Annotated in this window: 14 protein-coding genes; 9 read left to right on the forward strand and 5 right to left on the reverse strand. The window is 49.7% G+C overall.

Annotated features, from left to right (window positions below; all coding sequences use genetic code 11):
• Positions 1-287: 287 nt before the first annotated feature.
• On the forward strand, positions 288-1,394 hold the full coding sequence (gene ald / locus ACZ5ZV_RS07105) for an alanine dehydrogenase (protein ID WP_464120729.1): 1,107 nt from the start codon (positions 288-290) through the stop codon (positions 1,392-1,394).
• A gap of 59 nt (positions 1,395-1,453) precedes the next feature.
• On the opposite strand, the gene ACZ5ZV_RS07110 is transcribed toward ald, so the two are convergent.
• The gene (locus ACZ5ZV_RS07110; RefSeq protein ID WP_464120730.1) at positions 1,454-2,206 is read right to left on the reverse strand and encodes a ComEC/Rec2 family competence protein; all 753 of its coding nucleotides are present in this window, start codon (positions 2,204-2,206) and stop codon (positions 1,454-1,456) included.
• On the reverse strand, positions 2,203-3,105 hold the full coding sequence (locus ACZ5ZV_RS07115; protein ID WP_464120731.1) for a ComEC/Rec2 family competence protein: 903 nt from the start codon (positions 3,103-3,105) through the stop codon (positions 2,203-2,205). Before ACZ5ZV_RS07115 ends, ACZ5ZV_RS07110 begins: the two co-directional genes overlap by 4 nt.
• Positions 3,106-3,420: 315 nt before the next feature.
• Here ACZ5ZV_RS07115 and ACZ5ZV_RS07120 point away from each other — a divergent pair, with 315 nt between their 5' ends.
• The 3 genes from ACZ5ZV_RS07120 to ACZ5ZV_RS07130 are packed head-to-tail and all read left to right on the forward strand — an operon-like array spanning position 3,421 to position 6,598.
• On the forward strand, positions 3,421-3,948 hold the full coding sequence (locus tag ACZ5ZV_RS07120; protein ID WP_464120732.1) for a tetratricopeptide repeat protein: 528 nt from the start codon (positions 3,421-3,423) through the stop codon (positions 3,946-3,948).
• Positions 3,949-3,973: 25 nt separating this feature from the next.
• Entirely contained in the window at positions 3,974-5,629 is a 1,656-nt protein-coding gene (locus ACZ5ZV_RS07125) for a LysM peptidoglycan-binding domain-containing protein (protein ID WP_464120733.1), read from the forward strand.
• A gap of 42 nt (positions 5,630-5,671) precedes the next feature.
• The gene (locus ACZ5ZV_RS07130; protein ID WP_464120734.1) at positions 5,672-6,598 is read left to right on the forward strand and encodes a DNA-processing protein DprA; all 927 of its coding nucleotides are present in this window, start codon (positions 5,672-5,674) and stop codon (positions 6,596-6,598) included.
• Between the two features lie 203 nt (positions 6,599-6,801).
• Here ACZ5ZV_RS07130 and lptF read toward each other — a convergent pair whose 3' ends face one another.
• Positions 6,802-7,905: an LPS export ABC transporter permease LptF gene (lptF, locus tag ACZ5ZV_RS07135; RefSeq protein WP_464120735.1), complete on the reverse strand. Its 1,104-nt coding sequence runs from the start codon at positions 7,903-7,905 to the stop codon at positions 6,802-6,804.
• Between the two features lie 113 nt (positions 7,906-8,018).
• On the opposite strand from lptF, the gene ACZ5ZV_RS07140 reads away from it, so the two are divergent.
• The 5 genes from ACZ5ZV_RS07140 (at position 8,019) to ACZ5ZV_RS07160 (ending at position 11,778) form a co-directional block, all read left to right on the forward strand.
• Positions 8,019-9,053, forward strand: coding sequence for an RNA methyltransferase (locus tag ACZ5ZV_RS07140; protein ID WP_464120736.1), 1,035 nt, complete (start codon positions 8,019-8,021; stop codon positions 9,051-9,053).
• A 68-nt stretch (positions 9,054-9,121) separates the two neighbouring features.
• Positions 9,122-9,448 carry a thioredoxin gene (trxA, locus tag ACZ5ZV_RS07145; RefSeq protein ID WP_464120737.1) on the forward strand — a complete coding sequence of 109 codons (327 nt, stop codon included), beginning with the start codon at positions 9,122-9,124 and terminating at the stop codon, positions 9,446-9,448.
• Between the two features lie 201 nt (positions 9,449-9,649).
• Positions 9,650-10,321 (forward strand): hypothetical protein, encoded by a 672-nt coding sequence (locus ACZ5ZV_RS07150; RefSeq protein ID WP_464120738.1) that lies wholly within the window; start codon positions 9,650-9,652, stop codon positions 10,319-10,321.
• A gap of 107 nt (positions 10,322-10,428) precedes the next feature.
• Positions 10,429-11,115, forward strand: coding sequence for a hypothetical protein (locus ACZ5ZV_RS07155; RefSeq protein WP_464120739.1), 687 nt, complete (start codon positions 10,429-10,431; stop codon positions 11,113-11,115).
• A gap of 21 nt (positions 11,116-11,136) precedes the next feature.
• Positions 11,137-11,778 (forward strand): iron-containing redox enzyme family protein, encoded by a 642-nt coding sequence (locus ACZ5ZV_RS07160; RefSeq protein WP_464120740.1) that lies wholly within the window; start codon positions 11,137-11,139, stop codon positions 11,776-11,778.
• A gap of 109 nt (positions 11,779-11,887) precedes the next feature.
• Here ACZ5ZV_RS07160 and ACZ5ZV_RS07165 read toward each other — a convergent pair whose 3' ends face one another.
• Together ACZ5ZV_RS07165 and ACZ5ZV_RS07170 are read right to left on the reverse strand one after the other, a co-directional pair.
• Positions 11,888-12,445, reverse strand: a complete 558-nt coding sequence (locus tag ACZ5ZV_RS07165) for a hypothetical protein (RefSeq protein ID WP_464120741.1) — start codon at positions 12,443-12,445, stop codon at positions 11,888-11,890.
• 250 nt (positions 12,446-12,695) lie between these two features.
• Positions 12,696-13,418, reverse strand: a complete 723-nt coding sequence (locus ACZ5ZV_RS07170; protein ID WP_464120742.1) for a lytic transglycosylase domain-containing protein — start codon at positions 13,416-13,418, stop codon at positions 12,696-12,698.
• Between the last annotated feature and the right edge of the window lie 231 nt (positions 13,419-13,649).

Below are 13,649 nucleotides of genomic sequence, written 5' to 3' on the forward strand. Positions count from 1 at the left end.
GATTTTAGACAGTAGAAACTTCCCGTTCCCTCAAAATCAGCGCCAAAAAACGTCCCGAAAAGGTGCCTGGTTGTTTTTTCTGGCTACAACGCATCAGCCCCACGAGCTCTCCGGTCCCAACCTCAGGGTTAGAATTAAAGGTTCTGCTGCGGCGTAGCTAGAAAAAACAACCAGGCACCTTTCGCGGCCCAACTTGCTTTTTATTACCGATCTGGCATATTTGCTGGGTTTCACAACCGGAAAAATCAAATATTGAGGGTGCGTTTTGTGCCTGACAGGAGAAGATCATGATTATCGGTGTTCCTAAGGAGATTAAAATTTCAGAAAACCGTGTTGGTTTGACTGAAGCAGGTGTTCGCCAGTACGTGACTGAAGGTCACACGGTGATCGTTGAAAAAGATGCGGGCGTGGGCTCTGGCATCACCAACGAGCAGTACGAAAAAGCGGGCGCAAAAATCATCGACACCAAAAAAGAAGTGTACGCAAAAGCGGACATGATCCAAAAGGTGAAGGAACCACTTCCTGACGAATACGAACTGATGAGAGAAAATCAGATCCTTTACACTTATCTTCACTTGGCTGCTGAAGCGAAGCTGACGAAAGTTCTTTGCGAGCGCAAAGTAAAGGCGATTGCTTACGAAACCATCCAGTTGGACAACGGCTCTTTGCCATTGTTGACTCCAATGTCTGAAGTTGCCGGTCGTATGGCGACTCAAATCGGTGCTTTCTACTTGCAAAAAAATCACGGCGGTAAAGGCATCCTGATGGGTGGTGTTACTGGTGTTAAACCTGCCAAAGTAACCATCATCGGTGGTGGTGTTGTTGGTACGAACGCGGCGAAAATGGCTGTGGGCTTGGGCGCTTCCGTAACTATTCTTGATGTGAACACAGCACGTCTTGAGTATTTGGATGATATCTTCCAAGGCCGTTGCATGACTTTGTTCTCTAACGCAAAAAACATCGAAGATTCCGTAAAAGAATCTGACCTTGTTATCGGTGGCGTTCTGATCACGGGTCACAAGGCGCCAACTTTGGTTTCCAAAGAAATGGTTTCCAGCATGTCCAAAGGCTCCGTGGTTGTGGACGTTGCGGTTGACCAAGGTGGTTGTATCGAAACGTGCCGTCCGACTTCTCACACGAACCCAACTTATGAAGTTGACGGCGTGATTCACTATTGTGTTCCAAACATGCCAGGTGTTGTTCCTAGAACTTCCACTTATGCACTGACCAACGTGACTTTGAAATACGGCTCTATGATTGCTGCTATGGGCGTTGAAGACGCTGTGGCAAAATCCCCAGCTTTGTTGAAAGGTCTGAACACTTACGGTGGCCACGTGGTTTACGAGCCGGTAGCTCGCGACCTGCACATGGAATACAAGCCTTACAAAGCTTAATTCCGGCCAATTCTTTTTAAAAGAAGATCAAACCCGCATCTCACAAAGATGCGGGTTTTTTATTTTCCTGCGGCAGTCTGGGATTCGTCCCCCTCAATCCAGATATGCCCCCAGTCCTCGGTGCGCAGAAAAGGCAGACGATGCTGGCGGAGGCGTTTAAGGACCTGAGGGTGTGGGTGCTTGTAGCGGGCCCAGCGGGCCGAGCCGATGGCCAGGCGTACGTTCGGGAGGCTTGCGAGGAGCCTCTCCGAGGTGCTGGTGCGACTGCCATGGTGACCCAGGATTAAAACCCGGGATTTGCGCACCCAGGGACGCTGGCTCCACAGGGCTTCTTGCCGCTGGGGGGAGTCGCCAGGGATCAGAATATTTTGGTGCAGCAGAACATGGCTGCGAGCATTGCTGTCTTTTTCTTGCGTTGAGGACGTCCAGATTCTTAGTTCCGAAGCAGGGGAAAGGCAGGGGCTGATGTCTGCAAGTAAAGATTTTTTGTATTTGGATGTCTTCCCGACAGGGGGCAATGCCAGGCAGCGCCGGGGCAGTGTCCGGTCCAAAGCGGGTTTGGCAAGAGCGCCGATGTGATCCCAATCCCAGTGCGATAAATGGATCTCGTTATCTTTGTTGCCGCAAATCTGTCGCAGCCTTTTCCAGGGGAAGAATTCACCACCCATGTCAAAGTGCTGGCAGCGTTCCGGCGTGATTTGCGTCAGCCACTGACCTTGTCCGACATTCCAAATCACGAAGTAGGGCCGCGTGAAAAAGTCCTGCACAGGTGTGGCGCTGAGAGTGATCAGAATAAATATCAAAAGGCTCACCGGGAGTCCCGCCCTTGCCAGAGGCGCAAACGCAGAAAATGCATGAAGACGTGCCAGAATAAAATCCACAACCACAAAATTTCAATCCGGGGCAGGGTTCCTTTATTCAGGAGGATGGGCTCTGCGAGGATTGCCAGGGAATCTTTGAAAAACAACATGAGATGATCAAAGGTCCCCACCAGTGCTGGAATCAGCGTGGCCAAAAAAGCCAGGGGCAGCAGCAGATAAGAAACCACCGGGGCCAGAATCAGGTTGTACACCAAACTTAAAGGATGAAGGCTTCCCAGCCCCCACAAAGGGGCGCACATAAACAGGAAGATGCAAATTTGCGACAGAAAAACCCGCCCCACTCCTGTGCGAACCCGCAGTAAAGAAGGCCAGCACAACGCCAGGGCCGCGCACCAGCTCATCACGAGCGACAAAGAATTCCACCAGTCCGGAAATAAAATCAGCGCCAGAAGTCCTGTGATCAAGACCGTCAAATCCGCCGGAAAACACCAGCGGCGATGTTGTAAAAAACTGCGCGTGAAAAGCCCCAGCAGGGCGCGCACGGCGGGCGCCTGCCAACCCACCGCAAGAGAATACAGCGCCAGAAAGATGAATCTTACAAAGAGTGGAATTCGCAGAGTGCCTAAGAGTTCATCAAGCAAAATCAGGTGAGATCCGGAAATAACAAAGATGTGAATCAGTGAAGTTCGCTGCAAATTTTTTTGCAATTCAGGGTCTGTGATTTTTTCTCCACATAGAAGTGAAGAAAGCGATTGCTGTTCCAGTGAATTCTTCGGCAGAAGTCGAACACACTTTTGTTGAAAACTCTGCGACAGATGTGACGTGTTAATCAGCAAAGTGGGTGGACAAGCGATGCTTAAGCAAAAAGCAAGGGTGGCAAGAATGATCATGGTTCCAGGCACTTAGCAAATTTCATAACGCGCTGGATTTCTAAAATAGTCTGTCATTGGGTCCGTGCGTCTTCGGAGGCCGGATTTTAAGATCTGAAATTCAAACGCATAATTACACAGCATTAATGTGGTTTATTTTAATAAAAACATATACTTATGCTGTGCTTACGTTTCAAGCAAATCGCTGAAACCCTTGAAAATAAATAGGTCTAAGGTCTAGGATTACAATAACTCAACATTTTATGTGGATAACTCCTGCTTGTTTGCACTTCTCAAGGCGTGTCATACTAAGAAAAGATCAAGAGGTGTCGAGAGATGAAGCAACTTAGACTATTAGCAGCAACGGTCCTTTTAAGCCTGCCTTTGGTGTCCACAGCAAAGACGGTGGATGCAAGCTCCAAGACAAAAAATCGCGACTTGGCTCAGGAAGCTCTTCTGGTGGAGCTGACAGGGAAAGACCTTTCGAAAGAAAGTGACATCACTCTGTATGCTGAAATGGTAAGCGCTTATGACGGCAATGATGAAATCGCTTTAAAAAGCCGTTTGCAAAGCCTTCTTAGTCGATTCCCTCAAAGTGCCTATGCTGACAATGCTCTGTTCTTAGCAGGGCGTATGGCCGTGGATAACGCCAACTATGCCCAGGCGATCAAGTACTTCTCTCAGATTGAAAAGCAGTATCCTCGAAGTAACAAAGTCGCGGCGGCCAAGTATGCCAAGGCTATGACCTACAAGAAAATGAATCTGCCGGAATTTGCACGCAAGGCGCTGGCAGAAGTGCGCGCGAAATACCCGGGCAGCCCAGAATCGTTCCGCGCGGACGCTGAGCTGAAAGTTCTGAAGTAATTCTCACGGCAAGGATGCAAGAGTGATGAACAAGAAGTTCTCTTTAATGATGGCACTGATCCTGACGGCGCTTGTGGCGAAAGCTCAGGACAATCCCCCGGATGCAACCTGGGAGTCAGATCCTTTGGACGTTCTGGAAAGTCAGCAAAAAGAAGCAGTGGAACCCACTGTGCCTGAGTTCCAGGAAATTCCCGAGGACGGTGCGGCCGCTCCTGCGCCTCCAGCCCCCGAAGTGGCGGCGCCTGAAGATAGTTTTGAAGAAGTGTCTCCGGGGACTCCGGCCGAGGTGGCACCACCGCCAGCGGCCACTGTCGAGTCCTCTCCAGCCCCGGTTCCGAGTCTTGAAGCGACCTCTGTTGGGTCTGAGCCGGATTACTCGCGTGAGGCGGAATTCCATCGTATTTACAAGAGCTACAATGAGCAGCCGACGTCTGTTGAGCTTTGGGAAAAAGCTGTGGGGGCCCGTGAATCTGAAATTTACCAGGTTCAAAAGGGCGACACGCTGTGGGGAATTTCCACCACCTTCTTTGGTGATCCGAACTTCTGGCCTAAAATTTGGTCTTTGAACAACGGCGCCATCGCCAATCCGCATGAGATCGACCCGTTGATGAACATTCAATTCTTCCCGGGGACGGCCGATGAAGCGCCGACGCTGGATCTTGCAGACGCAGGCGCGGTGGCGAAGGATGTCACGGCTCCGGCGGCCGTCACGGATGTCAGTAAGTCTGCGGCCGGAGCCAGCATTCCGCGCCCTAAGAAAAGAGCGCCTCTGCTGAAAAGTCTTCCGGACAGTCTTCCGCAGTACCGCATGGGAGTTTTGAAGGATGCCAAGGTGGAGCTTCAGGTGGAGCTTCCCAAGAACCAATTCCCGACAGCGCCGGAATATTTGGAGTACTACATGACAGACGCTCCGATTGCGGGAGTGGGGCGTGTGACTTCGACGGAAATGGACATGAAAACCGCCGGTGAGTACCAGTTCATCTATGTGCAGTTGGACGACGCCAGTAGCAAGGAATTTGTCGCGCAGAAAAATCTGACGAAAGTGGCTGACCCGCAGGTGAAAAACCGCGAAGGTCAAATGGTGGAACTGCAAGGGCAGATCGAGATTCTTGAAAAAGTAAATGATCAGCAAAACATCTATCGTGCGATCGTGAAAAAATCCCTGCAGCCGATCGAAGTCGGGGCGTTGTTGACGCCCGGACGCCTGCCGATGATCGACCCGTCTTCTTCGGATTTGACCTCGGGGGTGGGAGCTAAAATTATCGGTGGTCAGTTTGATCGTAAGCGCAATATCTTTGGTAACAACACATTGGTGTTCTTGGATGGCGGTTCGGGGCAGGGTCTGCAGGAAGGTCAGTCTTTGGCGATTTTTGCCGACGAACGTGTGCGTAACAAGAAGAGCCAGGCCGTCATGAATGATCGGGTGATCGGAACGGTGAAGATTGTGCGTGTGTCTCCGAACTTTGCCACCGGATATGTGGTGAAAGCCTCTGACAATGTGGTTGTCGGGGATTATGTTGGAAGGCCTGTCACCCAGGCGATGAATTCCACTCCGGTGGTTGAAGCTCCGGCCAAAGTGGATTCGGACTTTGAAAAAGAATTTGATGAAATGCCAGCAGACACTCCGGAGGCCACACCGGCGCCGGAGACCGGATCTGAAGATTCTGATTTGGACTTTTAAGGACATCACAAAGGGCTCTGCAGATTGCAGGGCCCTTTGTGTATGAACGATCTTTATTCTTTATCACAGATTATTAAGAACCATCCGGCCTATGCTGTGGCCCGGGATGAAATCCACCTGATGTATCAGATGCTGGCGCGGGAGGGGCGTTTGCAGGCCCCCGAAGTGATGGTGGCAGTTCGCGATCGATGGCCCGAGTTGCATGAAGCTCTGCTGAAGAATCATTCCTTATTTAAAAGACATTGCGAAGAAACCTTGAAGCTTCAGATGCAGGGGGTGCAGTTCGTGGTTTATGGTGAAGTGCTGTATCCCTCTATGTGTTATCGCATGTCGGATCCGCCGTTAACTTTGAGTTATATCGGCGCCCCGGCATGGCTGAATGAAAGGACTCTTTCCGTCGTGGGGAGCCGGGAGCCTGCGGCGGATTCCTTGTTGTGGATGGAAAAAGAACTGGCAGCATTTTGTGACCAGGTGAAGCCTTGCATAGTCAGTGGTGGGGCGCGGGGAGTGGATCAAAAGGCTCACAGTGTGGCCCTGCGCAAAGGATGCACCACGGTCATTGTGCTGCCGTCAGGATTGGGTGAAATTTATCCGTCGTCTTTACGCGAGTGGATGTCTCTTGTGACAGAGCAGGGTGGCTGCTTCTTAAGTGAATATGACCATCAGCAAAGAATGCACAAGCATCTCTTCCATCATCGCAATCGCCTGATTGCCGCCCTAGGACAGGCAAGCTTGTTGGTAGAGGCCAGACGACGAAGTGGAACTCTGATCACTGCGTCCCAAGCGCTGCAGTTGGGGAGACCGGTGTGGGTTGTTCCAGGGCATCCTTTGGATCCGCACTTTTTGGGCGGTTTGGATTTGTTGTTGGACGGTGCGCAGATGGTCCGCGATGCTCAAGATTTACTCATGTTTTTCGGCGCAGAAAATAATGAGGCACAAATGTCCCCAGTAGGGGTAGCAGCATTATAGAATCATCGCACTACCTGTAGTGGGTATCATAAGTTATGAAAATGCTTGGGAAAAAAATGAAAGCTTGTGAAAAAACCTTTTGCAAGCTCTGCATATTGCCCCTACCATTTGAGTTAAGGGAGGGGCGATGTGGTCAGGGACGACCGTGGTAGTAAGGATGCTACTGCATCGCTCTATTTTTAGTCGGCACACCTTGTTCTAGCTTAGTTCCAATTTCTTCTTAAAGTTTCCGCACCTAAAATTGCAAAGATCACATTCGGTGTCCAAATCGCCAATGCCGCTGGCAGTGTGCCGCTGCGAGCGGCCCCTTCGGCGGCGACATACAAAATCCAATAGAAGATGATGATACCAATACACATGATCATGCCACCGGCTTTGGCGGCTCGACGATTTGTCGTGGTGCCCAGGCCTACACCTATCATCGCAAAGACAATGCACAGAACAGAGATCGCCCAGCGCTTGTGATATTCAGTTTGCAGAGTGCGCAGCAGCTCTTGGTCCTCGATGTTTTCCTTCAGGCGATTGCGAACCTCCTGCAGAGTCAAAGAGGGCGGGGATTTGGCTTTTTCTTCCAGATTCAAAGGTTCTGAAAAGCGCACGTCATAGTTGTCAAAGCTGATTTTGGTGTGGGTTTGGGCCTGACGGTGAATTTCGCCCTGATTCAGGCGCAGCAGGATTTCATGTCCCGGGCGTTCGGGATCAGGAACGATCTCTCCTGCCTTGGCGATAATAGTCAGCGGGACGTCGCCACTTTTTTCGTCGTAGATGAAGACTTTCTTCAACAGGCCCTTGTCGGTGTTCACCTCGTTGGCATAGATGACCATGTCAAAGAACCCCTCTGAAAAGGTGCCCTCTTTAATCACGGCCGCCGCTTTGGTGTTGGCCAAGCGAGAGTACAGCACCTCGAACTGACGATTTCCCCAAGGGGCGATGTTAAAGGACATTTGGGCCGAGATAATGCCCACTAAAGTTGCCAGTATCAGAGCAGGAAGAAGCAAGGTGCCCATGGGAAGACCGCTGGCTTTCATGGCGACTATTTCAGAGTCCTGACTAAGACGGCCATAAGTTAAAAGCACCGAAAACAGCAAGGCCATGGGGAATAGGATTGGCAGCATCGAGATGACGACATAGCCAATGATCTCGGCAATGGTTTTCAGGGCCACGCCATGCACCAGCGCAAACTCGGTCAGACGCAACACCTGAAACATGAGGATGATTGATATAAATACCAAAAGCCCCAAAATAAAACTAGGAAGCATTTCAAAGAAGATGTACTGCGCGGCTTTTTTTCCGTTAAAGATGCTCAAAAGTGGTCTCCGTGTTGTCCCTATTCTAGACTGCCCCAAGGACGACGTCATCGCGTCCATTGTCCAGAAGAAGCCTTATTGACCCTTTAGAATCCTTATCTGACAATAGGGACATGAACAAGATTCTTTTGGTTTATGAGGATTATGCGGACCTGATGTCGGTTGAAGGCACTTTAAAAAAAGTGGGATTCGACGTGATAGGTCTTACCAGCGAATATTCCGTGGCAGAACAAATGCTGGCATTCAATCCGGATCTTGTTGTTGGTGCCGGTAAGGGCGCCAAGGTCAGCTCTTTGGGGGTTGGTAAGCGCCTCAAAGAAATGGCCCGCTGGCAGGGGAAGTCCCTTCTGATCTTCCCTGCGAACTTCAAGCCGAACCCACAGGATCTGATCAAGATCCGTGTGGACATGGTTTTGGAGTCCCCGGTTCCGCCCTTACGCCTGGTGCAGGTGATCGGGCGCATGTTGGGGCATGATGAAGCCTTATTGTTGGATCGTCTGAACAAGGCGATGCATGTGGAAAGCCCGCAGAAGTCAGCCACGACTGTTTCTGGTAAGTACTCCCCGGAAGGGGAAGCAATCTATGTCAAAGGCACAACCCCGGAAGAGTCTGCCGACAGTGCTTCTTTGCGCACTGAAAGAGTTCATGAGGATTCTGAAGAAGGGGCATTAAGTAGCGAAGAGCAGGGCGAAAAGATCGCCTTCCGCTTTGGTGATCGGATGCAGGCGGCGGACTCTGAACGGTCTGTTGCCGAATCTTCCGAAAGTGCTTTTCCTGATGTGGATATGAAGGCCTTCGAACGAGAACTGTTCGGGGGCGGTGTGCCCGAGGTGGAAAGAGTAGAGGAAACAACACCTCAAGTGGTGGATGAGGTTTTATCAAACCCGTCTTCGGAAGTCGAAGAAAGCCTGGCAGAAGTCAGCGTGAGGGCGCTGGAAAGTCTGAAGAAAGCTGAAAGTGGTCTGTCAGAGAAGATCAATAAATATGCAAAAATGGTTGAAGATGTGAAGGTCGCTCCGAAAAGCACGGTGTCACGAGTTGAAGCGCGTCGTCGCCAGAAGACATTGGAAGAGTCTTGGGATAGGGAAAATATTAGTGAAATTGATAGGTTAAGACAGGAATTCACAAAAGCCCTCTTTAAAAAGTAATTGATCCTCGTCGGCCTTGACGATAGAGTTTTCGGGATCACATTTAGTTTAGATAATGGAGGCCATTCATGGGCACATTTACAAAGGCAGTTACCGATACATCTTTTGACGCTGAAGTTCTTAACTCTACAACGCCGGTCCTTGTTGATTTCTGGGCTGAGTGGTGTGGACCTTGCCGTGCCTTGGCTCCAAAGTTGGAAGAAGTGGCTCAAGAGTTGGGTGCGAAAGTAAAGATTGTAAAAGTGAACGTGGATGAAAATCCAAGTGTTCCTGGCAAATACGGCATCCGCGGTATTCCTGCGATGTTGTTGTTCAAAGGTGGCAGCGAAGTAGGGCAATTGGTAGGCAACCACCCTAAAGACGCCATCCTTGAGTTCTTGAACAAGAACGTTTAGTTCGTTACTTCAAGCAAGAGATGAAATTTTGCAAAGAGACCTCACCTGAGGTCTCTTTTTTTATTTCTTATGTTCTTGTTTAGTAACATGAGAAGTTTGTAAGGATTGCGTTCTCAGCGGGCAAAAATTTCTTTGAATTGGACATTAGTTAGTACCTTTAATATGATTTCGCTGTATCTTTTTGAGGCAATTGAGGACGTGATGCAGTTAGATTCTTTGTTAGATGGCAATCTTGATGAAATTTTGAGCCAAGAGTTCAAAACAATCTCTGAGGATATCTGTCGTATGTTGGCGACAGAGGGGAAGGCTATCGTCCCATATTTGCCGGGGTTGCCTTACTTTTCCAACTTGCCTACGGCAGGTAAAAAACAAGTTGTCGAGACATTGCGTTTTTACCAGGAGCTTTGCCATTCTCAATTGGCCGAAGGCTATCGCATCAATGACAGCTTGTCTTTCACCTGGCGTGCGTTCCGTCGACTGGGGCTTGTTCCCCGTGCAGATTTGTTCAGCCACATAACGGATGAAGACATTGTGGAGATATATTCCACAGACCACATTCAGCTTTTCAGAAATTTTGCATTCTTTGATTTCTGCTCTTACACATTGGAAGAACTGCACACCAATGAGTGGTGGGCGTTGTTTGCAAGGGATGAAGAGATCACCACGCGCATTATTCAAGAGGCGGGGAAAGTCTTTAGTGGCGAAGTTCAGGAAACCTTTGCACCGGACATTCCCAAGCACGTCTTGCGTGAGATCCGCTCAGCAGACCGCTTGTCTCAGACGATGGAAATTCGCCGAATGAGTCCACTGTATCGAAATAAAAAGGTGGCAGCGGTGATTGTTCTCGAAAAAGTCGAAATGTTACAAAACTGAAAACTCAAAATAATTTCAACTTCTCAAATTCAAACGTACTGGTTTGGTAAACACCATCAAGTTAACTACAGAGATTCCGAAAGAACACCCCATGCAAGGAGAAGTGCATGGGGAATTTCAAATACCATTTGTTTAATCCCAGAGAGTTAAACTCTGAAACGGCACAGCTGAGCAATAAGATCTATGAGGCTTGGTGTGCCGTCTACAGTGAGGTTTTGGGATCTGTGAACGAGCCGCTGAATGCGGACGACTTTCATCGCAACGATATCATAGTGTGTATTACGGACGGGGATCGCGACGATCGGGTTGTGGGTTTTCATCTGTACAGTGTGTTTGATCTGCGCTCCAGGGCGCATCTGGATCATCACTATATGAAGGCGTACAACGACCTGATCCTGGCGCAGTTCCGTGCGCGTGGGATCAACACTCTGATGAGCATGGAGTACCTGACGGTGCTGCCGGAATACCGTTCCCGCAACTCGGATGTGAACTGGTCCGAGATAATTATTGCACTGGGAAGTCGGGTGATGGATGCCTCGCCCTGGGATTGCCTGGTCGGAACAGGTCGAAAAGATCTGAATGTCCGCCGCAAATCCGGCAAAAGTGGGACAGAGTTTTTTGGATATGTTCGCAAGATGAACTACGAGTGCGAAGTGCTGATGACCCAGAAGGGGCGAGTGACTCCTTTGGCTGATCCCAAAATGGCTGCCCTGACCGATCAACTGTGGGCGGAGAAGAACTGCCACATTCCTTTCCTGAATCAAGAAATCAAGTCCAACAAAAAAGCGGCTTAATCGCTGCGGAAGAGGCCTGTTATGAAATTGAATGTTTCCGATGAGCTCAATTCCCTGATGCAAGAGTGCAAAAATAAAATCGATAACTTCCCGTGGAGCGACCGGGCCTGTTATTCGGCCTGGGTGGCGCAGACTTACTACTTTGTCAGTCACTCCACGCGCTTGCTGGCTCTGTCAGCGGCCCGCACGCCCTTGGAAGCACAGGAATATCATGTGCGCTTCCTGGCTCACACCGCTGAGGAAAAAGGCCATGAGAAGCTTCTGGTGAATGATATGAAGGGTTTGGGCAGTAAGATGTCTGATTGGCCCGAGATGTCAGCGGCCTCGGCGATGTATCAAACCCAGTACTATCATATTGAGCACTCTTCACCGATGGCGTTCTTTGGTTACATCCTGGCTTTGGAGGCGCTGGCCGCACGCTTTGGCGGTGAGATTGGGAAGAAAGTGGAAGCCAGTTTCGGACCTAAAGCGGCCCATTTTCTGCGGGTCCATGCAGAGGAGGATATTGGTCACGTGGAAGAGGCTATGGAGAAGATCAATCATCTGCCGCCGGATCAGCAACAGCTGGTTTTAAGCAATCTGCGCCAGTCCCTGACATATTATATTCAGATGTTGGATGAATGTGTGGCTTACGGGCGCAGCCGGGCTCGTTCGGCGGCGTAAATGGATTTTTAAAAATAAAAAAAAGCCCTTCTTTTCTGATCTGTCCCCCAAGCGGAGGCAGATTCTTCGGGAAGGGCTTTTTAGATTCCAACATCAGAGGTTGGGGGATCTATTTTACTGTCGCTGTGTAGATATCGCAGATATTGCCCTGGAGCAAAGAGCCGCCACGGTAGATGGTGGCATCCAGTACATTTTCGCCTTTCAGGGCCTCTTGGCGGATCCTTTCGCAATCACTTTCGTAGTTCTTGCAGATACCAGCATCGTCTTTGTTTTCACAAACCCAGAAAAGACTTTTCACTTTTTGGCCGATGATTTTTACGTTCTCAAGCTCGGAGTGCAGTTCAACGCTGCAGATGATTTTGGCGCGACCGTTGTTGTCGATCTCGCTGGACCAGCTGTAGGTGAATTTTTTGTATTCCAATTCAAAAGCGCGTTTGGAGGCGATGTCCTTCTTGCGGGCATCGATGCTTTCTATGAACTTCTCGCAGCGTTCGCCCAGCTCCTGAGTTGTGCCCTTGCGCGACCACTGCAGCACGCGTTTGGAGGGTTTTCCGAAGATACAGCGGTCGCCAGTCTCGTTACAGCCAACGCCGGTATAGTAAGGGGCCGCATGCGCGATGCTTCCCAACATCAACAATGAAAGTAGTGCTGCTATTTTCTTTTTCATAAAGTGTTTTGTTCGAAAGTTTTTCTGGGAACTATCCCCCAAAAAGCTTGCGATCTCCTTATGCTAGACTGCTTTGCGAAACTTATTCCAATCTGACGGGTGGTTTAAAGCGAGATTAGCCCATCTATGATGTATAAATTCCTGCAAAAGGGACGAGCTTGGGCGTCTGTCAAACATCTGAACAGCCGCGAAGGACACAGCCCCCAGGGAGCTCCTGAGGGCTGTGCATGGATCAACATTTATCGATTTTTTAGAACGCGGCGATGCGCTGGTGAGTTGTTTCAGAGCTGTTCATCTTCGCATACAGTTCACCATAGTTTTTCATGACGCGAGAATTGTATTCCGCAGGCTTGACGTTCTTTGCCAGAAGACGGCGCACATTCGTGGGTCCCATGTTATAGGCGCTGACATACTTCATGGCCTTGTTGTTGAACTTGCCACGCAGATAGTTCATGTACGCCAGACCAATCTTGATGTTGGCTCCAGGGCTTTGCAATGTCTTTTTGCCATTCCAGGGAAGATCAAATTTTTTAGCGATCCATTCAGCCGTATCGGGCTTGATCTGCATCAGACCGATCTCACCGTGGCGGCCGACTACCAGTGGATTGAATTTACTTTCCGTTTTAATTACAGCCAGGACGAACACCGGGTCCAATTTATATTTGGCACTTTCGGCAATCACCGTGCGGGCAATGGCGCGGGCCTGGTATTTGAATTTTGGTGGAAGCTGGCTTTGAACCTTTTGATAGATGGCTTCATTTAACGCCTGTTGGCCTTCCAGTGCCTGAGCGTCGCTGCCAGTATAATCGCGACCCAGAAGCTCTTTGGCGTGAGCGATGCGGGAGGCTTCGTTCACGCTTTCTATAGCAGGCACTTCATGGTGCCAGCTGGAGAAAGAGAAGTTGTTAAATAGAACCGACGTGAGCGAAGCGGTGACAAAGGCGATTCCGATTTTGAGATGTTTCGTTTTCATATCCGCGTCCTCCTGTTACAGAGGAATAGTTCAAGGGTCGTGCCGAAAAGCTAAGTGCATGGAATGAATCAAGTCTTGGAATGAATCAGGTGTCAGGTGCGATGAATTTGAAATGGCAACGGGGGGTGTCAATCAAAGTATGAACACTGTCTGATCAGTGGTTAGTCGATATGGGATGAATTCCCGCTCTGAGACAATCGGGATAAGACACCGCAAATTGCGATGAAACCA

Source organism: Bdellovibrio sp. HAGR004 (assembly GCF_055397015.1).